Here is a 21948-nt window from a genome sequence, read left to right as displayed (position 1 = left end):
ATATGGCTGAGTTCATGACGACCTACGGTTGGCCGTTCCTCTGGATGGCATTCCAGAGCATTCTGCTGATGGTCGTGCTTCTGGTGATTGTCGCCTACGTGCTTTACGCGGATCGCAAGATCTGGGCTGCCGTGCAGATTCGCCGCGGCCCGAACGTGGTTGGTCCCTGGGGCTTGCTGCAAAGTTTCGCCGATCTATTGAAGTTCGTTCTGAAAGAACCGGTGATCCCGTCTGGATCCAACAAGGTTCTGTTCCTGCTGGCTCCACTGGTATCCGTGCTTCTGGCGCTGGCTGCCTGGGCCGTTATTCCGGTTGCCGACGGCTGGGTGATTGCCAACATCAATCTCGGTGTGCTCTTCGTCTTCGCAGTGTCTTCGCTGGAAGTCTACGGCGTGATTATCGGTGGTTGGGCTTCCAACTCCAAGTACCCGTTCCTGTCGGCGTTGCGCTCGGCCGCCCAGATGGTCTCCTATGAGGTTTCCATCGGTTTCGTCATCGTGACAGTGCTGCTTTGTGCCGGCACCTTGAACCTGACCGGTATCGTGCAGGCACAGGAAACCGGCCTTGCCAACATGCTGGGTGTGCCGTGGCTGTCGTTCCTGAACTGGTATTGGCTGCCGCTGTTCCCGATGTTCGTGGTGTTCTTCATCTCTGCTCTGGCTGAAACCAACCGTCCGCCATTCGATCTTGCGGAAGCGGAATCGGAACTGGTTGCCGGCTTCATGGTGGAATACGGCTCAACCCCGTACATGATGTTCATGCTCGGTGAATATGTCGCCATCTGCCTGATGTGCGCGCTTATGAGCATCTTTTTCATGGGGGGATGGCTGCCGCCGTTCGATTTTGCACCGTTCACCTGGGTTCCGGGCATCGTCTGGTTCCTGCTGAAGTGTTTCCTTGGCTTCTTCATGTTCGCCATGGTGAAGGCAATGGTTCCGCGTTACCGCTATGACCAACTGATGCGTCTGGGCTGGAAAGTGTTCCTGCCGCTGTCGCTGGCCATGGTCGTGGTCGTCGCCGCAGTCCTGATGATCATGGGCTGGGCACCGGGCGCAGCGTGACGATCTCGCTCGCCGGTGCAATCGGTGCCGCTGTCGGTCTTTATGTCGGCTGGCTCGATTGGAAGATCCTGAAGGGTATGCTTCAGGCGGCGGAGACGAAAAACAGACAAGCTGGCGGCGACGGTGGTGTCGCGGCCAGACACAAGGCGCTCCTGGGCGCACTGGTTTTTGGAGTTCCGGTGTTCGGTTTCCCGATCATCGGCTATTGGGCCGCCAGTCAGCTGGCTGGTTGAGGAAAGAGAGGCTAAAAGCGATGGGACTTAGTCAAGCCGTCAAATCGCTGTTTCTGCAGGAGTTCGTGTCGGCCTTCGTTCTGGCGATGCGTTACTTCTTCAAGCCGAAACCAACGGTCAATTATCCGTTCGAGAAGGGCCCGGTGAGCCCGCGTTTCCGGGGTGAGCATGCCCTGCGCCGTTATCCGAACGGCGAAGAACGCTGCATTGCCTGCAAGCTGTGCGAAGCCATCTGCCCGGCACAGGCAATCACCATTGAGGCCGGACCGCGGCGCAACGACGGCACGCGCCGTACCACGCGCTACGACATCGACATGGTCAAATGCATCTATTGCGGCTTCTGTCAGGAAGCTTGCCCTGTGGATGCAATTGTCGAAGGCCCCAATTTCGAATTCGCCACGGAAACCCGCGAAGAGCTTTACTACGACAAGGAAAAGCTGCTTGCGAACGGCGACCGTTGGGAACGCGAAATTGCCCGTAACATTGAAATGGATGCTCCTTACCGTTAGGAGCATACCCAACAATGGTTTCCAGCCCGGCAATCCGGCCGGGCACCGCACTTCCGGCCGCAAGGCCACACGACAGGCAGGTCTTCGAAATGATCCTGAAAGCCCTCTTTTTCTACCTGTTTGCCGGCGTCACCCTGGCGTCAGCATTCATGGTGATCGCGTCGCGCAATCCGGTGACGTCGGTTCTGTTCCTGATCCTGGCGTTTGTGAATTCCGCTGGTCTTTTCATTCTGCTGGGCGCCGAATACCTGGCCCTGCTTCTGGTGGTCGTCTATGTCGGCGCGGTGGCGGTGCTGTTCCTGTTCGTCGTCATGATGCTTGATGTGGACTTCGTCGAACTGCGACAGGGCTTCCTGCAGTATCTGCCGGTCGGCGCGCTGGTCGGCGTGATCCTGATGGTCGAGCTGCTGATGGGTCTGGGGGCCTGGATCATTGCACCGGGTGTTCTCGGGCATGGCGCAGAGCCGATGCCGGCACTTAGCGACGTGAGCAACATCCAGGCGATCGGGTCTGTGCTCTACACCAGATACATCTACTTCTTCCAGGTCGCTGGCCTGGTTCTTCTGGTGGCCATGATCGGGGCAATCGTCCTGACCCTGCGCCACAAGCCGAATGTCAAACGTCAAAGCATTCCGGACCAGGTTGCGCGAAACCGCGAAGCCTCAGTTGAGGTCCGCAAGGTGGAAACGGGCAAGGGTATCTGACGCAACCTGGTTGCGTTTTCGAGAAAGTCCGGGAACCGGCACGCTCCTCCGTGCTGTTTCCGGTTGGGGTAAACGAGGGGAGCACGGCGAGGCGCCCATGGAAATCGGTCTGTCGCACTATCTGTCGGTCGCGGCGATCCTGTTCACGATCGGGATCTTCGGGATCTTCCTGAACAGGAAAAACGTGATTGTTATCTTGATGTCTATCGAACTGCTGCTGCTGTCGGTGAACATCAACTTTGTCGCCTTTTCGTCGTTCCTCGGCGACATGATGGGCCAGATCTTCACCATGCTGGTTCTCACCGTGGCTGCCGCAGAGGCCGCCATCGGCCTTGCGATCCTGGTGGTCTTCCACCGGAACCGCGGCTCCATCGCCGTGGAAGACGTCAACGTGATGAAAGGGTAGGAGCTGATGTATTCCGCAATCCTGTTCCTGCCGCTGATCGGCTTCCTGATCGCCGGTCTTTTCGGCCGCGCCATCGGCGCCAAGGCCAGTGAATATATTACCAGTGGCCTCCTGATCCTCGCTGCGCTGCTGTCCTGGATCACTTTCTTCGGGTTCTGGCTCGGCGGCTCGGAAATGCAGATCGTCGATCTGTTCCGCTGGATCGATACCGGTGATCTGAAGGTGTCCTGGTCCATCAGGGTCGACACGCTGACCGCCGTGATGCTGATCGTCGTGACCACTGTGTCCGCGCTCGTGCATGTCTATTCCATCGGGTACATGCACCATGACCCGCATCGGCCGCGTTTCTTCGCCTATCTGTCACTTTTCACCTTCGCGATGCTGTCGCTGGTGACGGCAGACAACCTTCTGCAGATGTTCTTCGGCTGGGAAGGTGTGGGCCTTGCCTCCTATCTTCTGATCGGCTTCTGGTATCAGAAACCGTCCGCAAATGCGGCCGCCATCAAGGCATTCGTCGTCAACCGCGTTGGTGACTTCGGATTTGCGCTCGGCATCTTCGGCGTCTTCTATCTGTTCCAGAGCATCGAGTTCACCACCATCTTCAACGACGCGCCGTCCTTCATCCAGGAGCACGGCGAGGTGATGACCTTCCTCGGCTACCATCTTGATCCGCATTCAGCGATGACGGTTGTCTGCCTGCTGCTGTTCATGGGGGCCATGGGCAAGTCGGCGCAGTTCCTGCTGCACACCTGGTTGCCGGACGCCATGGAAGGCCCGACACCCGTGTCTGCGCTTATCCATGCCGCGACGATGGTGACCGCCGGTGTCTTCATGGTGGCACGTCTGTCACCGTTGATGGAACTTTCGCACACCGCGCTGACGGTCATCGTGTTCTTTGGTGCAACGACGGCCTTCTTCGCCGCAACTGTCGGTCTGGTGCAGAACGACATCAAGCGCGTGATCGCCTATTCGACCTGTTCGCAGCTCGGGTACATGTTCGTTGCACTTGGCGTCGGCGCCTATTCGATCGGCATCTTCCACCTGTTCACCCACGCCTTCTTCAAGGCGCTGCTGTTCCTATGCGCCGGTTCGGTGATCCACGCCGTTTCCGACGAGCAGGACATGCGCAAGATGGGTGGTCTTCGGAAGCATATTCCGATTACCTACTGGACGATGATGATCGGAACGCTGGCCCTTACAGGTGTGGGCATTCCATTCACTCATATCGGTTTCGCCGGCTTCATTTCCAAGGATGCGATCATTGAGGCAGCCTTTGCGGGCTCCGTGGGTGAACACGCCAATCCGATGGCCCTCTACGGCTTCTGGATGACTGTTATCGCTGCTGCGCTGACGTCGTTCTATTCCTGGCGCCTGACGTTCATGACCTTCCACGGCAAGCCGCGTGCGCCTGTCGATGTGATGAAACACGTACATGAATCGCCACTGGTGATGACCGTGCCGCTGTTCATCCTGTCCATCGGCGCTGTGCTGGCGGGCATGGTCTTCTACGGTTCGTTCTACGGCGAAGGTTATGCAGAGTTCTGGAAGGGCGCACTGTTCAACAGTGAAACCAACCACATCCTGCATGCCATGCACGAAGTTCCTGGCTGGGTGAAGGTGTCCCCGTTCGTCATGATGGTGCTCGGCTTCCTGGTTGCCTACCAGTTCTACATCCGCTCTCCGGAAATGCCGAAGCAGCTGGCGGAGCGCCATTCCGGCCTCTATCAGTTCCTGCTCAACAAGTGGTACTTCGACGAGCTTTATAACTTCATCTTTATCCGTCCTGCCATGTGGCTCGGCCGGGTCCTCTGGAAGAAGGGCGATGGCACCGTGATCGACGGGTTTGGCCCGAACGGTGTTGCTTCCCGTGTTCAGAATGTGACCGCCTGGGTCGTCCGCCTGCAGACCGGATATCTCTATCACTATGCATTTGCGATGCTGATCGGTGTGGCTGCGCTTATCACCTGGTCGATGTTCACCGGTGCAGGCACCGGCGGGGGTGCACACTAATGATTGACTGGCCAATTCTGTCACTCACGACGTTCTTGCCGCTGCTGGGCGTGCTCTTCATTCTCCTGGTTCCGGGGAATGACGAGGGCAGCAAGAAGAACATCCGGATGGTCGCTCTTGTGACCACCTCGGTGACCTTCCTTCTGTCGCTGTTCATCTGGGGCAATTTCGACTACGCCAACTCGGGCTTCCAGTTCGTGGAACACCGGGAATGGCTTGGAAGCAACATCAGCTACCGCATGGGCGTTGACGGTATTTCCGTCCTCTTCGTGATCCTCACGACCTTCCTGATGCCGTTCTGCATCCTGGCCTCCTGGGACAGCGTGCAGAAGCGGGTAAAGGAATACATGATTGCCTTCCTCGTTCTGGAAACGCTGATGATCGGCGTTTTCTGCGCGCTGGACCTGGTCGTGTTCTACGTGTTCTTCGAAGCTGGCCTCATTCCGATGTTCCTGATCATCGGTGTGTGGGGCGGTGCACGCAGGGTCTATGCATCCTACAAGTTCTTCCTGTACACGCTGCTCGGTTCGGTGCTGATGTTGATCGCGATCATGGCGATGTACTGGAACGCAGGCACCACCAACATTGAAGCGCTCCTGGCGCATCAGTTCCCGGGTGGGATGCAAACATGGCTGTGGCTGGCCTTCTTCGCGAGCTTTGCCGTGAAGATGCCAATGTGGCCGGTGCATACCTGGTTGCCGGACGCACACGTGGAAGCACCGACCGCCGGTTCCGTCATTCTGGCGGGCGTGCTCCTGAAGCTCGGCGGCTACGGCTTCCTGCGCTTCTCCCTGCCGATGTTCCCGCTTGCCTCCGACATGTTCGCACCCTTCGTGTTCACATTGTCTGTGGTTGCGATCATCTACACGTCGCTGGTGGCGCTTGCTCAGGAAGACATCAAGAAGCTGATCGCCTATTCATCGGTCGCACACATGGGCTACGTGACCATGGGCATCTTCACGATGACGGAGCAGGGTGTGCAGGGCGGTATCTTCCAGATGCTTTCCCACGGCATTGTCTCCGGTGCGCTTTTCCTTTGTGTAGGCGTTATCTACGACCGGATGCATACCCGCGAAATCGCTGCCTATGGCGGTCTGGTCAACCGGATGCCGAAGTATGCGGTTGCGTTCCTGATTTTCACCATGGCCAACGTCGGCCTGCCAGGTACTTCCGGGTTCGTTGGGGAAATCCTGACGCTGATGGGGGCGTTCCAGGTCAATTCGTGGGTAGCGTTCTTTGCTACCACCGGTGTGATCCTGTCAGCTGCCTACGCGCTCTATCTCTATCGCCGCGTCGTCTTCGGCGCGCTGGAGAAGGAAAGCCTCAAGTCGATCCTCGACCTGAACCTCAGGGAAAAGGTTATCCTGATCCCAATGATCATCCTGACGATCTTCTTCGGCTTCTATCCGATGGCGATCCTGGATGTGACCCAGGGTGCGGTCGACAATCTCATCAATCAATACACCGCGGCGCTCGACGCGGCTGGCGTTGTCCAGCACGCAGCGTCTGCCGCGGCGGCCCACTAGGTTTCGAGGACGAGACAGAGCTATGTCTGAATTGACCCTATTGCCAGATCTCAAGCCGGTTCTGCCGGAGATCATCCTGGCCCTCGGAGCCATGGTGCTGCTGATGATCGGCGCCTTTGGCGGCAAGCGCGTCAGCTACGCCGTCTTCGGTGGAGCAATGGGCCTGCTCGGCGGCACCTTCCTGGTGCTTCTGTTCGTGCCGGCCTTTGGTGAAACGTTCGGCGGTTCGTTCGTTCTGGACGATTTCGCCTACTTGCTCAAACTGCTGGTGCTGGCAGGTTCGTTCTTTGCCATCGCCATGTCCTGGGCCTACGCCAAGAGCCAGTCCTTCGACCATTTCGAGTATCCGATCCTGATCGTTCTTGCGACGCTCGGCATGATGCTGATGCTGTCGGCGAATGACATGATCGCACTTTATCTCGGCCTGGAACTGCAGAGCCTTTCGCTCTACGTCGTTGCCGCCATCAACCGGGACAGCGTGCGCTCGACCGAAGCCGGCCTGAAGTACTTCGTGCTGGGCGCGCTGTCGTCGGGCATGCTGCTCTATGGCATGTCGCTTGTTTACGGCTTCACCGGGCAGGTGGCCTTCGAGGGTATCGCGGAATCGCTGTCCCACGATGGCGCTTCCATCGGACTGGTGATCGGCCTGACCTTCATTCTTGCCGGTCTTGCCTTCAAGATTTCCGCGGTTCCGTTCCACATGTGGACGCCGGATGTCTATGAAGGAGCGCCAACCCCGGTTACCGCATTCCTCGCCGCAGCACCGAAAGTTGCCGCTATGGGCATGCTCGTCCGGATCGTGATCGAGGCCTTCCAGCCGGTTACAAACGACTGGCAGCAGATCATCGTGTTCGTGTCGATCGCATCGATGGCACTCGGAGCCTTCGCGGCTATCGGTCAGCACAACCTGAAACGACTGATGGCCTATTCGTCCATCGGTCACATGGGCTACGCGCTGGTGGGTCTTGCTGCCGGCACCCAGACAGGTGTCGAAGGCGTCATTTTCTACATGATCGCCTACATGGGCATGACGCTTGGTGTCTTCGCCTGCATCCTGTCCATGCGCCGCAAGGATGGCATGGTCGAGGAGATCGGCGATCTGGCCGGGTTGTCCCAGACAAACCTGCCGATGGCAATCCTGCTGGGTCTGCTGATGTTCTCGCTCGCCGGTATACCGCCGCTGGTCGGTTTCTTCGGCAAGTGGTACGTGTTCAGCGCGGCCGTCGAGGCTGGTCTCTTCCCGCTGGCCGTGATCGGCGTGGTCGCGTCGGTGGTAGGTGCCTATTACTACCTGCGGATCGTCAAGGTCATGTTCTTCGACGAACCAGTTGAAGGTTTCGAGGCCATGCCGATGGAGCTGCGCGTGGTTCTGGGCCTGTCGAGCGTTTTCGTGATCTTCTTCTGGCTGGCACCGGGACAGATCGTCAGTGCGGCCAGCTCTGCTGCCCAGTCGCTGTTCTGATCGATCGCATGACAAGTTATGGACATGAACGTCCGGCGCCAGGTGCGCCGGACTTTCGCTTTGTGGAGCTGGAAACTGTCGGCTCCACGAATTCGTTGTGTTTCGACAAGGCACGGCAAGGGGACGCCGGTCATCTGTGGATCAGGGCAGACGAGCAGACCACAGGTCGTGGGCGCCGCGGGCGTGACTGGTCCTCACCGATAGGCAACATGTTCGCCAGCCTGCTTCTGATCGACCCAAAACCGGCTGAACGGATCGGCGAATTGCCGCTTGCCGCTGCCGTTGCATTGGCGGAAGCCGTTGACAAAGCCGCAGGTACACTGCAACTGGTAAGCCTGAAATGGCCAAACGACCTGCTTGTAGAGGGCTCGAAACTGTCCGGCATCCTGCTGGAGGCTGAAACGCTTAACGATGGCCGGCAGGCAGTTGTCCTTGGTTTCGGTGTCAATTGTGTTTCCCACCCGCCGTTGTCCTTGTATCAGGCGACGGATCTCAGGAGCCTGGGCTATCAGGTAACAGCTGAACGGTTGTTCGAATGTCTTGCGGAGACGCTGGCGGACAACCTGTCTCGCTGGCAGCAACCGGGCGGCTTTGAAGGAATTCGCCGAGCCTGGCTGAAACGGGCGGCACATCTGGGCAAGACCATAACGGTTCGGACTGCCCAGGAAGAAATTACCGGCACTTTTGCCGATTTGGACGCGCGCGGCCACCTGGTCCTGAAACAGGATGGTGGCGGTGAGCGAACGATTTATGCGGGTGATGTGTTTTTGCCTGGCGCTTGAGCGCCGGGCCGTTGCCCGATCTGACGTTTAAAGGAGCAATCCATGGCTTCGGCCAAGAAAAACAACAACAACAACGACATCGTGTTTCTGCCCCTGGGCGGGGTTGGCGAAATCGGCATGAACCTCGGTTTGTACGGCTATGGTCCGGAAGATGACCGGACATGGCTGATCGTCGACTGTGGTGTGAGTTTCGCCGGACCGGAGCTTCCGGGCATCGACGTAGTCGTTCCGGACATCAAGTTCCTGGAAGATGAAGTCGACAATATCGCCGGTATGGTGATTACCCACGCACATGAAGACCATTACGGCGGGATCCTGCATCTGTGGCCCTTCCTGAAGGTACCGGTCTATGCAACGGCCTTCACTGCCGGTCTGCTCGCAGCCAAGACGGAAAGCGAGCCGGGAGCAGAAGAGGTTCCGGTGACGGTGGTGAAGCAGGGCGAGCGCCACAAGATTGGTCCGTTTGATGTCGAATTTGTTGCGATGGCGCACTCCATTCCGGAGCCCTGCGCGCTGGCGATCCGCACGCCTGCCGGCATGGTGCTGCACACCGGCGACTGGAAGATCGACAGGACGCCTGGCGTCGGCCTTCCCATCGATCTGGACCGGCTTGCCGAGCTCGGCCGGGAAGGGGTGATGGCGCTTGTTTGTGACAGTACCAATGCAATTCGTGACGGTGTCAGCCCCAGCGAGGCAGATGTTGCTGTCGAGCTGAAAAAGGTGATGGCAAAGGCCAGCAAGCGAATTGCGGTCACCACCTTTGCATCCAACGTCGCCCGCATTCGGGCGATTGCGGAAGCAGCCGCCGCGAACGACCGCGACATGGTGATTGTCGGCCGTTCGATGCACCGGGTGATCGAGGTTGCCGGAGAGCTTGGCTATCTGGATGGACTGAAGCCGTTTCACGATGAAGAGGCCTATGGCTATCTGCCGCGGGAAAAGACCGTGCTTTTGTGCACGGGATCGCAAGGCGAAGCCCGCGCTGCCCTTGCCAGGATCGCAGCCGGCGACCATCGCAACATCGCGCTGTCAAAGGGCGATATGGTGATCTTTTCTTCGCGCACGATCCCCGGCAACGAGAAAGCCGTTGGTGAGGTGCTGAACAACCTTGCCGACAAGGATGTCGACATCATCACCGACCGTGACGCTCTTGTGCATGTGTCCGGTCACCCGCGCAGGGGTGAGCTGGAGCAGCTTTACAAACTGGTCCAGCCGAAAGTCGTGCTTCCCGTCCACGGGGAACCGTTGCATCTTGCCGCCCACGCTGCGTTCGCAAAGGACCTCGGGGTGCCTGAAGTGGTGCGCGGCAAGAACGGGGACATCATCCGCCTGAGTGCGGGGCGTGCCGGCATCATCGACGAGGCGCCGTCAGGCATCCTGGTGAAAGACGGCGATATCCTGGACGATCCGGAAGTCACCGGCGTAAAGGAACGGCGCAAGCTTTCGTTTGCGGGCGCTGCGGTGATCGCGCTGGTGGTCAACCGATCCGGGGAGTTGCTGGACGACCCAAATGTTGTCCTGTTGGGTTTGCCGGACACGGATGATGAAGGTGATCCGATGGAGGACATCGTCATCAAGGCTGTCAGGGGCGCTGTAACCAGCATCCCGAAGAACCGGCGCAAGGACAAGGATCTGGTTGCAGAGGCTGCGCGTCGTGCAGCCCGGTCCGAGATCCTGAACGTCTGGGGCAAAAAGACGCTCTGCAAGGTGATGGTGACCCAACTATAGTCATCTCGGCGGCCTGAGTGGCCGCTGACAGCGGAGGTTTGCAAATGATCGGACGGCTCAATCACGTCGCCATTGCGGTGTCGGATATCGAAGCAGCAACGGCAGTCTACCGGGACACTCTCGGTGCAGAGGTTTCAGCCAGGGAAGAGCAGCCGGATCACGGCGTCAGCACGGTGTTCATCAACTTGCCGAACACCAAGATCGAGCTGCTTGAGCCGCTTGGCGAGAATTCTCCCATTGCAAAGTTCCTGGAAAAGAACCCCTCAGGTGGCATTCACCACGTTTGCTACGAAGTCGATGACATTATTGCCGCTCGCGACAAGCTGCTGGCAGATGGGGCCCGGGTACTTGGCGACGGTGAGCCGAAGATAGGGGCGCATGGCAAACCCGTGCTGTTCCTGCATCCCAAGGACTTTCTCGGTACCTTGACTGAACTGGAAGAGGCTTAATTCATGTCCATCGCGTTTGGCATGGCCATCTATTTCATGCTCTGGTGGATCATTCTGTTTGCCATCCTGCCGTTCGGCATGCGCCGGACGCAGGAGGAAGCAGGCGAGGTTGTACCAGGAACCGAGCCAAGCGCTCCCGAGCAGCCGCGATTCCGTCGGGTAATCATCCTGACCACCATCGTGACCACTGTGGTTTTTGCCGGATACCTCGGTATGCGCAACTCGGGATTCGGGCTGGACGACATTCCGTTCCTCAACCCGCCAACCGGCAGCTACAGTCACCCGTCCAACTGACGGGTGCGCCTCCCGGGGCATATTTGTTCGGATCCCACGACAAGTCCGCCCGGTTGCAAGAAAACTGACGCTATTCCGCAAAGAAAAAAGGCAGAGCCAAGCTCTGCCTTTGTAAAGTTCCGCGTCTAAATTCGACCCTGTACCCTTACTGTCCGGTATTCCCGTACAGCTGGGCGGCTGCAAACCTAAAGGTGCGCCTGAGGGTCCTTCCTCCCAAGACTCAGACCGCGATGTCCTTGAGCCTCTTGGCATTTCTGCCAAGGCATCTTTTTGTTATGAAGATGGAAACTAGCGGATTGATTCAGCCTTGTCACCTATTTGTCGTGCACAGGCTATTTTTTTTGCTTGCCTATTTCCTTGGCGGTAATTGGTACTAAGACCTTAGTTCTGAAGCCGGCAAAAAATTAGGCGGCAAACTTCAGCAAATACCTGCATTTGCGCGCTATTTTGCCGTCATTTCTGTAAAAGGCAGGCATGCCTGCGCAAAGGGCTTGTATTTGGTGGCTGCTTGCGCTTTGACTGCGCACAAAACAGGCGATGCCCAAGATTGAGAGAACATTCATGCGTCTTTCCCGTTACTTTCTGCCCATACTGAAAGAAACACCCAAGGAAGCGGAAATCGTGTCCCACCGGCTGATGCTGCGTGCCGGCATGATTCGTCAGCAGTCCGCCGGAATCTATTCCTGGTTGCCACTTGGGTTGAAGGTCCTGCGCAAGATCGAACGGATCGTCGAAGAAGAACAGGCCAGGGCAGGCGCGATCCAGTTGCTGATGCCGACGATCCAGTCAGCCGATCTGTGGCGTGAGAGTGGCCGGTATGATGCCTATGGCAAGGAGATGCTGCGCATCACCGACCGTCACGAGCGGGACATGCTGTTTGGGCCGACAAACGAGGAGATGATCACCGACATCTTCCGTGGCTACGTGCGATCCTACAAGGACCTGCCGCTGAACCTCTATCACATCCAGTGGAAGTTCCGTGACGAGGTGCGCCCGCGCTTTGGTGTCATGCGCGGCCGGGAGTTCCTGATGAAGGATGCCTATTCCTTCGATCTGGACAAGGAATCGGCCCGCCACGCCTATAACCGGATGTTTGTCGCGTACCTGCGCACCTTCGCGCGCATGGGGCTGAAGGCGATCCCGATGAAAGCCGACACTGGCCCGATCGGCGGCGACATGAGCCACGAGTTCATCATTCTTGCCGACACCGGCGAAAGCGAAGTGTTCTGCGACAAGTCGTTGTTGGAGCTGCCGACGCCTGCGGAAGATACGGACTTCTCCTCCGACCTGACGCCGATCGTGACCGAATGGACGACGCCCTACGCTGCAACGGACGAAATGCACGACGAAGCCGCCTTCGGTGCACTGGCTGAAGACACCCGGGTGTCGGCTCGTGGTATCGAAGTCGGTCATATCTTCTATTTCGGTACCAAGTATTCCGATGCGATGGGTGCCAAGGTTGCGACTGCAGAAGGCACGGAAGTGCCGGTCCACATGGGCTCCTACGGTGTCGGCGTTTCACGCCTTCTTGGCGCCTTGATCGAAGCCAATCATGATGAAAATGGAATCGTCTGGCCGAAATCCGTCGCGCCGTTCCATGTCGGGCTGGTCAATCTGAAGCCGGGTGACGACCTGACGGATCCGGTGTGTGAAGATCTCTATGCCAAGTTTGAAGCTGCCGGCATCGAGGTTCTTTACGACGATACGGACACCCGGGCCGGTGCCAAGTTTGCGACGATGGATCTGATTGGCTTGCCGTTCCAGGTCGTTGCCGGGCCGCGTGGATTGAAAGACGGCTTGCTGGAAGTCAAGGACCGGGCAACTGGGGAAAAGGAAATGCTTTCTCCGGAAGCCACCTTGAACAAGCTGACGGCGGCATTGACGGACTAACCAAGTCCGGTGATCCTCTGTGTGGGGATTCGGTCGCGGCGTCTGCTGCGGCCAGCCGGCCTGCCGGAAATATTTTGGTAGGTGGGCTGTGCTGAATTTGGGGCTGTGCTGAACTGGATGGACAATGACAGCGGTAGATACGGCGGACATTGACGACGGTCGCAAACCGGCAGCCCCGACACGCGCCTTTTCCGCATTTGAATGGATGATTGCAGGGCGCTACCTGCGATCAAGGCGCCGCGAAACTTTCATATCCGTCATTGCAGGCTTTTCCTTTGCTGGCATCATGCTTGGCGTGGCAACGCTAATTATCGTGATGGCGGTGATGAACGGGTTCCGGACCGAGCTTCTCGGCAAGATCCTGGGTATCAACGGTCATATGCTGGTTCAGCCGATCGACCAGCCACTGACGGACTATGATGCGGTTTCCGCCCGGTTGCAGGGTGTGCCGGATGTGGTCAGTGCGATGCCTTTCGTGGAAGGCCAAGCGCTGGTTTCCGGGCCTGCAGGGAATTTCGGAGCGCTCGTTCGCGGCCTTTTCGAAAGCGATCTGCGCCGTGTGCCGCTTATCGCGAACAATGTGCGGGCCGGAACCCTTGACGGGTTCGACGAGGGCGAGGGGGTTGCCATCGGTTCGCGCATGGCGCAACAGCTCGGCATCACCCTTGGTGACAATGTCACCATTATCTCACCGCGCGGTAGTGTGACCCCCATGGGCGTTACGCCGCGGTTGAAGGCCTATCCGGTCACCGCCATTTTCGAAATCGGCATGAGTGAATACGACGCGACCTTCCTGTTCATGCCACTGGAAGAGGCGCAGGCCTATTTCAATATGGATACCAAGGCGACCGGTATCGAAGTTTATGTAGCTGACCCTGACAGGGTCGGTATCATGAAGGACACGATCGAGGAGGCCGCGGATCGGCCGGCTTTCGTAACCGACTGGCGCCAGCGCAATGTCACCTTCTTTGCAGCCCTTGAGGTGGAGCGGAACGTGATGTTCATCATCCTGACGCTGATCGTTCTGGTGGCGGCGCTCAATATCGTTTCCGGCATGATCATGCTGGTAAAGGACAAGGGCAAGGACATCGCGATTTTGAGGACCATGGGCGCGACGCGTGGGTCGATTATGCGGATCTTCCTGATAACAGGCGCTAGCATCGGCTTCGTGGGTACTTTCGCCGGCTTCTTCCTTGGACTTTTGGTCTGCCTGAACATCGAGAGTATCCGTCAATTCGTTTCCTGGCTTACCAGGACGGAACTGTTCGATCCGACGCTCTACTTTTTGTCACAGCTGCCCGCGGAGATTGACTCCGGAGAGACGATAACAGTGCTTGTCATGGCGCTTGCGTTGTCACTGCTGGCGACGGTCTATCCTGCGTGGCGGGCTGCGCGGCTCGATCCCGTTGAAGCCCTCAGATATGAATAGGGAGACGGGAGATGAACATGGCCGTTGACCCCAACCAGGCACCGGGACTGGCGCCCGCCGCCCTGCAATTGTCTGGCATTACCCGCAGTTTCGACGAGGGTAATCGCGAACTTCATATCCTGAACGGTGCCGATCTGCGCATCGAGGCCGGTGAGATGGTTGCCCTGGTGGCGCCTTCCGGAACCGGCAAATCGACCCTCTTGCATATTGCAGGTTTGCTGGAGCGCCCGGACGAGGGCGATGTCTTCCTGGGACCGGTCAACTGTTCGGATCTGTCTGATGATGAGCGCACGGCCATCCGGCGTAACGACATCGGGTTCGTCTATCAGTTTCATCACCTGCTGCCGGAGTTTACCGCGCAGGAAAACGTGATGATGCCACAGATGATCCGTGGCTTGCCGCGAAAGATGGCAGCGGAGAGAGCAGACGAACTTTTGAAATACATGCGTCTCGGTGAGCGTGGCAGCCATCGCCCTTCGGAGCTTTCCGGTGGGGAGCAGCAGCGCGTTGCCGTTGCCCGTGCAGTTGCGAATGCGCCTCGTATCCTTCTTCTGGATGAACCGACGGGAAATCTGGACCCCAACACTGCAGGCTATGTATTCGACGCCTTGCAGGCATTGGTGCGGGCGTCCGGTGTTGCGACGCTGTTCGCAACTCACAACCTGGAACTGGCGGGCCGTATGGACAGGGCAATAACGCTGTCCGAAGGCCTGGTCAGGGACCTGTAGGTTTTTTCCGGTAAGACAATCCCAAAAAAAATGCTTCCTACCCGTATGAGCGGGCTCCTCACGGGTGCGGTTACCCAGAAGAACAAAGCAAAAACCCAAAGTTTTCAGCAAATTTGATTTGCTTGATGACAAGGGGAACAAAAAGGGCTTGCAATAGGAACAAAAATGGAACATCATCCAGTTACGCAATTAGCAACGGTTGGAGGATGTGATGATCCATATCGCTCGTGATTTTGCCGCTTTCGGTGCAATGGTTTGCTTCTGCACGACGCTCGCCGTCTGGGGCGACGTGCTTCTGTCCGTCGGCTGATCAATCTCTGCTGAACGGTCATTGTTTCGGCAAATGGTGCCAGTGCGTTTTTTGAGTTCCTGGACTCAGTCCGCTGCGGTGTGATGCGAAGTCAGGATTACAAAGAACAGCGGTAACAACTCCTTCGGCGTCTCGACACGCTATTCCGAACACGCTTCACTTGAGCGCTGATTCTGGAAGATGTTATGAGAGCCGCCATGTCTGCTACAGATCCCAATAATTCTCTGTCTTCCGGTTCGTCAGAAAATGCCGGCAGTGAGGCAAGCGGTCCCGGCTATGTTCACCTCCGGGTCCATTCGGCGTTGTCGCTTCTGGAAGGTGCGTTGCCGATAAAGAAGCTTCTCGACCTCGCCAAGGCCGATGACCAGCCGGCGCTGGCGATTGCCGATACCAACAATCTGTTTGGCGCGCAGGAATTTGCAACCAAAGCGTGGGGATCCGGAATTCAGCCGATTGCGGCGTGTCAGCTTTCCGTCTTTTTCGACGATGGACTTGAAAGCGGGCGGAGAGGGGAACCTGCGCTTTCGGACGTTGTTCTTCTCGCCATGACAGAGGCCGGTTACGGCAATCTGATGGAGCTGAGTTCTCGGGCCTTCCTCGACACGGAAACCGGTCTAAGGCCACACGTTTCCTCCGGGTATCTTCTATCAAAGTCCGAAGGCGTTATCATTCTGACCGGTGGTGTCGGAGGGCCGATCGGGGCTGCGCTCCTTGCCGGACGCAAGGACCTTGCAAAAAGCCGGTTGGAAACATTGGCGGACCGTTTTCCCGGTCGTTGCTACGTCGAAATCCAGCGCCATGGCATGGAAGCCGAGCGCAAGACCGAAGATGCGTTTCTCGATCTGGCCTACGAATACGGGCTGCCACTGGTCGCCACCAACGAAGCCTTCTTTCCCAAGCGCGAAGACTATGAAGCTCATGACGCACTGATCTGCATCTCCGAGGGCAGGGTGCTGATCGAGGATGACCGCAGACGCCTGACACCGGAGCACTACTTCAAAAGCCGCGCGGAAATGTGCGCGCTCTTTGCGGATTTGCCAGAGGCGCTTGTCTCAACGGTAGAAATTGCCCGGCGCTGCAGCTTCCGCCCGTTGAAGCGCGCGCCGATCCTGCCCCGGTTTGCCGGTGCAGATGCGGATCCGGAAGAAGCGGAGAAGGCAGAAGCGGAAGAGTTGATCCGCCAGGCACGCGAAGGATTGCAGGCGCGCCTTGATGCGCATGGACTGGCGCCGGGTCTTGAGGAGAAGGACTACTGGGACCGTCTCGACTACGAGACCGGCATCATCGAGCGCATGAAGTTTCCCGGGTACTTCCTGATCGTTGCCGACTTCATCAAATGGGCAAAAGGGCAGGATATTCCGGTCGGCCCGGGTCGCGGGTCCGGTGCGGGGTCCCTGGTTGCCTGGTCCCTGACCATTACCGACCTCGATCCCATGCGGTTCTCGCTGCTGTTCGAACGCTTCCTCAATCCTGAACGCGTTTCGATGCCTGACTTTGATATCGACTTCTGCCAGACCCGACGTGAAGAAGTGATCCGTTATGTTCAGGAAAAATACGGCCGGCAGCAGGTCGCGCAGATCATCACCTTCGGATCGCTTCAGGCCCGTGCCGTGTTGCGCGATGTCGGCCGCGTGCTGCAAATGCCTTATGGCCAGGTCGACCGGCTCTGCAAACTTGTTCCTGCCAACCCGGCAAATCCTGTAACGCTTGGTCAGGCGATCGAGGAAGAGCCACGCCTGCGCGAGGCAGCCAAGGAAGAGGAAATCGTCGAGCGGCTGCTGGGCATGGCTCAGAAGCTCGAAGGCCTTTACCGGCACGCTTCCACGCACGCTGCGGGCGTTGTCATCGGTGACAGGCCCCTGGAACAGCTGGTGCCGCTCTACCGAGACCCGCGTTCCGACATGCCGGTCGCCCAGTTCAACATGAAGATGGTGGAAGACGCCGGACTTGTTAAGTTCGACTTCCTCGGCCTGAAGACACTGACGGTTATCGATACGGCGGTGAAGCTGATTGAACGGCGCGGTATCGATGTCGACGTCGCAGCCCTGCCGATCGACGACGAGAAAACCTACAAGCTGCTGGCGCGCGGCGAAACGTTTGGCGTGTTCCAGCTGGAAAGTCAGGGCATGCGCCGCGCGATTGCAGGCATGAAACCCGACCGGTTCGAAGACATCATTGCCCTTGTGGCTTTGTATCGTCCCGGACCGATGGAGAACATCCCGGTCTACAACGCGGTGAAGCACGGCGAACAGGACCCGGACTGCCTGCATCCCCTGCTTGAACCCATCCTGATGGAGACGAACGGCATTATCGTCTACCAGGAACAGGTGATGCAGATTGCGCAGGTTCTGTCCGGCTACTCTCTCGGTGAAGCTGACCTTCTGCGCCGCGCCATGGGTAAGAAGATTGCCGCGGAGATGGAAGTCCAGCGGGCGCGTTTTGTCGACGGCGCGGTGGAGCGTGGGATCAACAAGAGCCACGCCGGAACAATCTTCGATCTTGTGGCGAAGTTCGCCAACTACGGCTTCAACAAGTCGCACGCTGCGGCGTATGCACTGGTCTCCTATCATACGGCCTGGCTCAAGGCGAACCACCCGGTCGAGTTCATGGCCGCTTCCATGACACTGGATCTGGGCAATACGGAAAAACTGGGCGACTACCGGCAGGAATGTCGGCGCATGAAGATCGAGATCGAGCCGCCGTCAATCAACCGCGGGCAAGTCTATTTTGACGTTGCCGACGGCAAGATCCTTTACGCGATGGGCGCGATCAAGGGTGTCGGCGAGCAGGCGGTTGAACACATTGTTGAGGTTCGGGGCGACAAGCCTTTCAAGAGCCTTGGCGATTTTGCGCGTCGGATTTCACCCAAGGCCCTCAACAAGCGAACGCTTGAAAACCTGGTCGCAGCCGGAGCATTCGATGAGCTTGAGCCCAACCGGGCACGGGTTTTTGAAGGCCTCGACCGGATCATGGGCCTGGCTCAACGCACCGAGGAAAACAAGACGCTCGGCCAGGACGAGCTTTTTGGCGGCAGCGACAGCGAAGAACCCTTGCAGCTGGATGATGTCCATGGCTGGACAAACGAAGAGAAGCTGCAGCGAGAACACTCGGCGATCGGGTTTTACCTGTCAGCGCATCCGATCGACGAATACGCCTCCGTGCTGGAAAAGATGCGGGCACAGCCGTGGAGCCAGTTTTCGGAAGCAGTCAAGAAGGGGGCGTCTCACGGCCGGCTTGCCGGCACCGTTGTGTCCATGCAGGAACGCAAGACCAAGACCGGCAATCGCATGGGTATCGTTCGCTTGTCCGATGCTACGGGCCAGTATGAGGCGTTGCTCTTCCGTGAGAAACTCGAACAGTTCCGGGATGCCTTGCAGGCTGGACGTTCCGTTGTCGTGCTCGTCGGGGCCGACATGCGCGACGACGAGCCTTCCCTTCGAATCGAACAGGTTGATCCGATCGATCAGGTTGCAGCCCGCCTGCAGAAAAGCATGCGTGTCTTTGTTCGCGATGAACGTCCAATCCCGAGCCTTGCAAAGCAGTTGCAGGTGAGGGGTGAAGGCGACGTGACGGTGATTGTGCTTCTGGAAAACGGCGCACGGGAAGTGGAGGTCAAGCTCCCCGGCCGGTTCCGCCTGTCACCGGAAATTGCGGGCGCGCTCAAGGCAGTGCCAGGTGTAACGGACGTACAGGTGGCGTGAGCATCCAGGGCGCCGACAATGCGATTTCACTGTGGGAGCGCTGGCGCGCCAGGGTTTCAATGGTCCTGAAAATGGTCGCTCTGTCAGTTGCCGATGCGGGCGCTGTGATAGTCCTTGAGCGCGGTGGCCAGTTGCAACGCAAAGCGCGCTGAAGCCACGGGAAGTGTTCGCCCGCGCATCTGGCCCAGAATTAGGTTCCCGGGTGGCAGGTCCTTGCTCGAGATCGGTTTGAAAACCAGCGAGCCGTCATCCTGCTCTCTGAGCCCCAGAGGGATCTGGAAGCCGATCAGTTTCTCACAAAGAACGTAGTGCCGGATCAGGTCGAAGCTTTCGGTTTCGACAGCGGGAGATACGCGGCGACTGCCACGCCGGGCAGCAAAGTCCAGCAGATGCCTGACGCCATATTTGGTTGTCGGGGCGACGTGGGGCACATCGAGACAATCCCGCAGGCGCACCTCCGCTTTTTTTGCCAGTGGATGGTCGCTTGCCATGACCGCATAAACCTCCTGCGGGATGACATGAAGCACCTCGAAATCCACCAGATAGACTGGCTCGAACACCAGTGCCAGGTCGCTGGAATAGGAGACGAGTTCCTGTTCTGCCTGGGTTCTGTCCCTGACGTTGACCGAAAACGTGACGCCTGGATGATCACGCCGGTACCGGGCGATCTGCTCGGGCAGGAAATAAGGAACCATGGCCTGGGAGCAGGCGATGGAAACGTGCCCTCTGCGTTCTCCTGCAAGATCCGCGACCTGGCTCTGCACACGAGCAAGGTCTGAAAGGCTTGCGCGGTAGTGGTGGAGAAGAAGCTCTCCAGCAGGGTTGAGACGTACGCCCTTCGGTAGGCGCTCAAAGAGCTGTGCGCCAAACTCCTGCTCGAACCTTTGCACCCGACGCGTGAGTGCCGAGGCGGTCAGGTTCATGTCTTCCGCCGCTTTTCTGATGGAGCCCGCTCGGGCGACAGCCTCAATGAGCTGAAACGTGTATAAGTGTCTCATTTCAATAGGCTTTGTTAATAGCGTTGCATTTTTTTCATCGCATCTGTGAATTTATAGCATTTTTCGGAAACAGAAAACACCTGCAAGCTTCGGAAAGCCAATCGCACAGCGGAGTTTCCGAACATGTCCCTACACAGACGCGAATTCCTCAAAGCCGGAGCTGCCGTCGTCGGCGCCCTCCCGTTTTCCCGGTCCCTGTCTGCCTTCGCCGCAAGCGATACTCTGGTGGCGGTGACCGGTCAGACCATCAACAGTCTGGATCTTCACCGTACCGGTACCAACAGGGCCAGCTATCAGGTTGCCATCAACAGTTATGACCGGTTGATTACGTTCGGCAGCAAGATCCTGGACGATGGCAGCGTTTCCTTCGACTATTCGAAGCTGGAACCGGAACTCGCGGAAAGCTGGACAATTTCCGACGACGGTTTGACCATTACCTTCAAGCTGAAGCCGAACGCCGTTTTCTGGGACGGCAGCAAGGTGACCGCTGAGGATGTAAAATGGTCTTTCGACAGGGCAGTGTCAGTTGGCGGGTTCCCGAGCACGCAGATGAAAGCTGGCGGCCTTGTGCGGCCGGATCAGTTTGAAGCCGTCGATGAGGAAACCTTTGTCGTCAAGCTCGACAAGCCATCAAAGCTATCCTTGCCGGATCTGGCAGTTCCTGTGCCGTTCGTCATCAATTCGAAAGTCGCGAAGGAACATGCGACAGCCGATGATCCCTGGGCGACTGAGTATCTTCACACGACACCTGCCGGGTCCGGGGCCTATAAGGTTGCCCGTTGGGATTCCGGCCAGCAGATCGTTTACGAACGCTTTGACGAATGGGCTGGTGGACCTTTGCCCAAGGTTCGCAGAATCATTGTTCGAGAAGTGCCGAGTCCGGCAACGCGCCGCGCCCTGATCGAACGTGGTGATGTGCAGGTGTCCTTCGACATACCGGATAAGGATGCTGCTGAGCTCGCTGAAAAGGTGAAGGTGTATTCAACACCGATTGCCAACACCATGCATGTGGTTGGCCTGAATTACACTTTCGAACCTTTCCAGGATCCGAATGTGCGCAAGGCTATCGCCTACGCGATTCCCTACAAGGACATCTTCGATACTGCAGCTTACGGCCGCGGCGCACCGTTGTGGGGCGGTAGCGAGACCATTGAAGACACCTCCTGGCCACGCAAGTCGCCCTATAGCCATGACATGGAGAAAGCCAAGGAGTTGCTTGCGGCATCCGCCTATCCTGATGGCTTCGAAGTCCCTCTGTCGATCAGCACAGACCTTGCATCCTGGATGGAGCCAACTGCACTGCTGATCCAGGAAAGTCTCGGCAAACTCGGCATCAAGACGGAAATCGAGAAGATCCCCGGGGCAAACTGGCGCACCGCGGTGCTCGTGGAAAAGCGCTTGCCGCTACATCTTGAAAACTTCGGCGGCTGGCTGGACACACCCGACTACTACTTCTTCTGGGCGTATCAGGAAGGCAACCTTTTCAATTCCTCGAATTATCGAAACGAGGAAATCGAGACCCTGACCTCGGAAACGCTTCACATGGCGCAGGACGATCCGGAGTACGCGCCGAAGATCAAGCGGATGTTCGAGATCGCGATGGAAGACCTGCCGAGGATTCCGCTTTATCAGCCGGCGCTTAACGTCGCGGTCAACAGTGCCGACGGTTACGAGTTCTGGTTCCACCGCCAGCTCGATGTCCGCTCTCTGACGAACGTGGAGAGCTAG

General features: G+C 57.9%; 18 protein-coding genes. 17 read left to right on the top strand and 1 reads right to left on the bottom strand.

Annotation, left to right across the window (positions count from 1 at the left end):
• The first annotated feature begins 2 nt into the window (after positions 1 to 2).
• The 16 genes from nuoH to dnaE all read left to right on the top strand — a co-directional run bounded on the left by nuoH (position 3) and on the right by dnaE (position 19222).
• On the top strand, positions 3 to 1061 hold the full coding sequence (nuoH, locus tag ACYQ6M_RS15175; protein WP_031268412.1) for an NADH-quinone oxidoreductase subunit NuoH: 1059 nt from the start codon (positions 3 to 5) through the stop codon (positions 1059 to 1061).
• Positions 1058 to 1294 carry a hypothetical protein gene (locus ACYQ6M_RS15170; RefSeq protein WP_006934710.1) on the top strand — a complete coding sequence of 79 codons (237 nt, stop codon included), beginning with the start codon at positions 1058 to 1060 and terminating at the stop codon, positions 1292 to 1294. The genes nuoH and ACYQ6M_RS15170 overlap by 4 nt, the downstream gene beginning before the upstream one ends.
• A 20-nt stretch (positions 1295 to 1314) precedes the next feature.
• Entirely contained in the window at positions 1315 to 1803 is a 489-nt protein-coding gene (gene nuoI / locus ACYQ6M_RS15165; RefSeq protein ID WP_006934709.1) for an NADH-quinone oxidoreductase subunit NuoI, read from the top strand.
• Positions 1804 to 1892: 89 nt separating this feature from the next.
• The gene (locus tag ACYQ6M_RS15160) at positions 1893 to 2507 is read left to right on the top strand and encodes an NADH-quinone oxidoreductase subunit J (RefSeq protein ID WP_460074641.1); all 615 of its coding nucleotides are present in this window, start codon (positions 1893 to 1895) and stop codon (positions 2505 to 2507) included.
• 97 nt (positions 2508 to 2604) lie between these two features.
• Positions 2605 to 2913, top strand: a complete 309-nt coding sequence (gene nuoK, locus ACYQ6M_RS15155) for an NADH-quinone oxidoreductase subunit NuoK (protein WP_006934707.1) — start codon at positions 2605 to 2607, stop codon at positions 2911 to 2913.
• Positions 2914 to 2919: 6 nt separating this feature from the next.
• Positions 2920 to 4923, top strand: coding sequence for an NADH-quinone oxidoreductase subunit L (gene nuoL / locus ACYQ6M_RS15150; protein WP_460074499.1), 2004 nt, complete (start codon positions 2920 to 2922; stop codon positions 4921 to 4923).
• Complete coding sequence (locus ACYQ6M_RS15145; protein ID WP_022998436.1) at positions 4923 to 6449, top strand: NADH-quinone oxidoreductase subunit M; 1527 nt, start codon at positions 4923 to 4925, stop codon at positions 6447 to 6449. The genes nuoL and ACYQ6M_RS15145 overlap by 1 nt, the downstream gene beginning before the upstream one ends.
• A 22-nt stretch (positions 6450 to 6471) precedes the next feature.
• Positions 6472 to 7911 (top strand): NADH-quinone oxidoreductase subunit NuoN, encoded by a 1440-nt coding sequence (gene nuoN, locus ACYQ6M_RS15140; protein WP_022998437.1) that lies wholly within the window; start codon positions 6472 to 6474, stop codon positions 7909 to 7911.
• 8 nt (positions 7912 to 7919) lie between these two features.
• Positions 7920 to 8693, top strand: a complete 774-nt coding sequence (locus ACYQ6M_RS15135) for a biotin--[acetyl-CoA-carboxylase] ligase (RefSeq protein WP_075282115.1) — start codon at positions 7920 to 7922, stop codon at positions 8691 to 8693.
• A gap of 42 nt (positions 8694 to 8735) precedes the next feature.
• A complete protein-coding gene (locus ACYQ6M_RS15130) occupies positions 8736 to 10421 on the top strand; it encodes a ribonuclease J (RefSeq protein ID WP_055654514.1) in 1686 nt (561 codons plus the stop codon).
• Positions 10422 to 10465: 44 nt separating this feature from the next.
• Positions 10466 to 10870 (top strand): methylmalonyl-CoA epimerase, encoded by a 405-nt coding sequence (gene mce, locus ACYQ6M_RS15125; RefSeq protein ID WP_006934701.1) that lies wholly within the window; start codon positions 10466 to 10468, stop codon positions 10868 to 10870.
• Between the two features lie 3 nt (positions 10871 to 10873).
• Positions 10874 to 11164, top strand: a complete 291-nt coding sequence (locus ACYQ6M_RS15120) for a DUF1467 family protein (protein WP_022998440.1) — start codon at positions 10874 to 10876, stop codon at positions 11162 to 11164.
• Positions 11165 to 11725: 561 nt separating this feature from the next.
• Positions 11726 to 13054, top strand: coding sequence for a proline--tRNA ligase (gene proS / locus ACYQ6M_RS15115; protein ID WP_055656575.1), 1329 nt, complete (start codon positions 11726 to 11728; stop codon positions 13052 to 13054).
• 124 nt (positions 13055 to 13178) lie between these two features.
• On the top strand, positions 13179 to 14483 hold the full coding sequence (locus ACYQ6M_RS15110) for a lipoprotein-releasing ABC transporter permease subunit (protein ID WP_460074495.1): 1305 nt from the start codon (positions 13179 to 13181) through the stop codon (positions 14481 to 14483).
• Between the two features lie 11 nt (positions 14484 to 14494).
• Positions 14495 to 15211, top strand: coding sequence for an ABC transporter ATP-binding protein (locus ACYQ6M_RS15105; RefSeq protein ID WP_022998443.1), 717 nt, complete (start codon positions 14495 to 14497; stop codon positions 15209 to 15211).
• Positions 15212 to 15718: 507 nt separating this feature from the next.
• Complete coding sequence (gene dnaE, locus ACYQ6M_RS15100) at positions 15719 to 19222, top strand: DNA polymerase III subunit alpha (RefSeq protein WP_436718047.1); 3504 nt, start codon at positions 15719 to 15721, stop codon at positions 19220 to 19222.
• An 83-nt stretch (positions 19223 to 19305) separates the two neighbouring features.
• Here the strand turns inward: dnaE and ACYQ6M_RS15095 are convergent, their stop codons facing one another.
• Complete coding sequence (locus ACYQ6M_RS15095) at positions 19306 to 20220, bottom strand: LysR family transcriptional regulator (protein ID WP_022998446.1); 915 nt, start codon at positions 20218 to 20220, stop codon at positions 19306 to 19308.
• A gap of 123 nt (positions 20221 to 20343) precedes the next feature.
• Here ACYQ6M_RS15095 and ACYQ6M_RS15090 point away from each other — a divergent pair, with 123 nt between their 5' ends.
• On the top strand, positions 20344 to 21948 hold the full coding sequence (locus tag ACYQ6M_RS15090; protein WP_460074492.1) for an ABC transporter substrate-binding protein: 1605 nt from the start codon (positions 20344 to 20346) through the stop codon (positions 21946 to 21948).

The organism is Roseibium sp. ROS1, from assembly GCF_054658215.1.
This window is presented reverse-complemented; position numbering and strand designations above follow the sequence as displayed.

What these genes read in the sequence shown, in the direction of transcription:
- nuoL (WP_460074499.1), top strand. Translation starts at nt 2,920, where the DNA reads ATGTATTCCGCAATCCTGTTCCTGCCGCTGATCGGCTTCCTGATCGCC.
- nuoH (WP_031268412.1), top strand. Translation starts at nt 3, where the DNA reads ATGGCTGAGTTCATGACGACCTACGGTTGGCCGTTCCTCTGGATGGCA.
- mce (WP_006934701.1), top strand. Translation starts at nt 10,466, where the DNA reads ATGATCGGACGGCTCAATCACGTCGCCATTGCGGTGTCGGATATCGAA.
- nuoI (WP_006934709.1), top strand. Translation starts at nt 1,315, where the DNA reads ATGGGACTTAGTCAAGCCGTCAAATCGCTGTTTCTGCAGGAGTTCGTG.
- ACYQ6M_RS15130 (WP_055654514.1), top strand. Translation starts at nt 8,736, where the DNA reads ATGGCTTCGGCCAAGAAAAACAACAACAACAACGACATCGTGTTTCTG.
- ACYQ6M_RS15095 (WP_022998446.1), bottom strand. Translation starts at nt 20,220, where the DNA reads ATGAGACACTTATACACGTTTCAGCTCATTGAGGCTGTCGCCCGAGCG.
- nuoN (WP_022998437.1), top strand. Translation starts at nt 6,472, where the DNA reads ATGTCTGAATTGACCCTATTGCCAGATCTCAAGCCGGTTCTGCCGGAG.
- proS (WP_055656575.1), top strand. Translation starts at nt 11,726, where the DNA reads ATGCGTCTTTCCCGTTACTTTCTGCCCATACTGAAAGAAACACCCAAG.
- ACYQ6M_RS15090 (WP_460074492.1), top strand. Translation starts at nt 20,344, where the DNA reads ATGTCCCTACACAGACGCGAATTCCTCAAAGCCGGAGCTGCCGTCGTC.
- ACYQ6M_RS15135 (WP_075282115.1), top strand. Translation starts at nt 7,920, where the DNA reads ATGACAAGTTATGGACATGAACGTCCGGCGCCAGGTGCGCCGGACTTT.
- ACYQ6M_RS15145 (WP_022998436.1), top strand. Translation starts at nt 4,923, where the DNA reads ATGATTGACTGGCCAATTCTGTCACTCACGACGTTCTTGCCGCTGCTG.
- ACYQ6M_RS15105 (WP_022998443.1), top strand. Translation starts at nt 14,495, where the DNA reads ATGAACATGGCCGTTGACCCCAACCAGGCACCGGGACTGGCGCCCGCC.
- ACYQ6M_RS15110 (WP_460074495.1), top strand. Translation starts at nt 13,179, where the DNA reads ATGACAGCGGTAGATACGGCGGACATTGACGACGGTCGCAAACCGGCA.
- nuoK (WP_006934707.1), top strand. Translation starts at nt 2,605, where the DNA reads ATGGAAATCGGTCTGTCGCACTATCTGTCGGTCGCGGCGATCCTGTTC.
- ACYQ6M_RS15120 (WP_022998440.1), top strand. Translation starts at nt 10,874, where the DNA reads ATGTCCATCGCGTTTGGCATGGCCATCTATTTCATGCTCTGGTGGATC.
- ACYQ6M_RS15160 (WP_460074641.1), top strand. Translation starts at nt 1,893, where the DNA reads ATGATCCTGAAAGCCCTCTTTTTCTACCTGTTTGCCGGCGTCACCCTG.
- dnaE (WP_436718047.1), top strand. Translation starts at nt 15,719, where the DNA reads ATGTCTGCTACAGATCCCAATAATTCTCTGTCTTCCGGTTCGTCAGAA.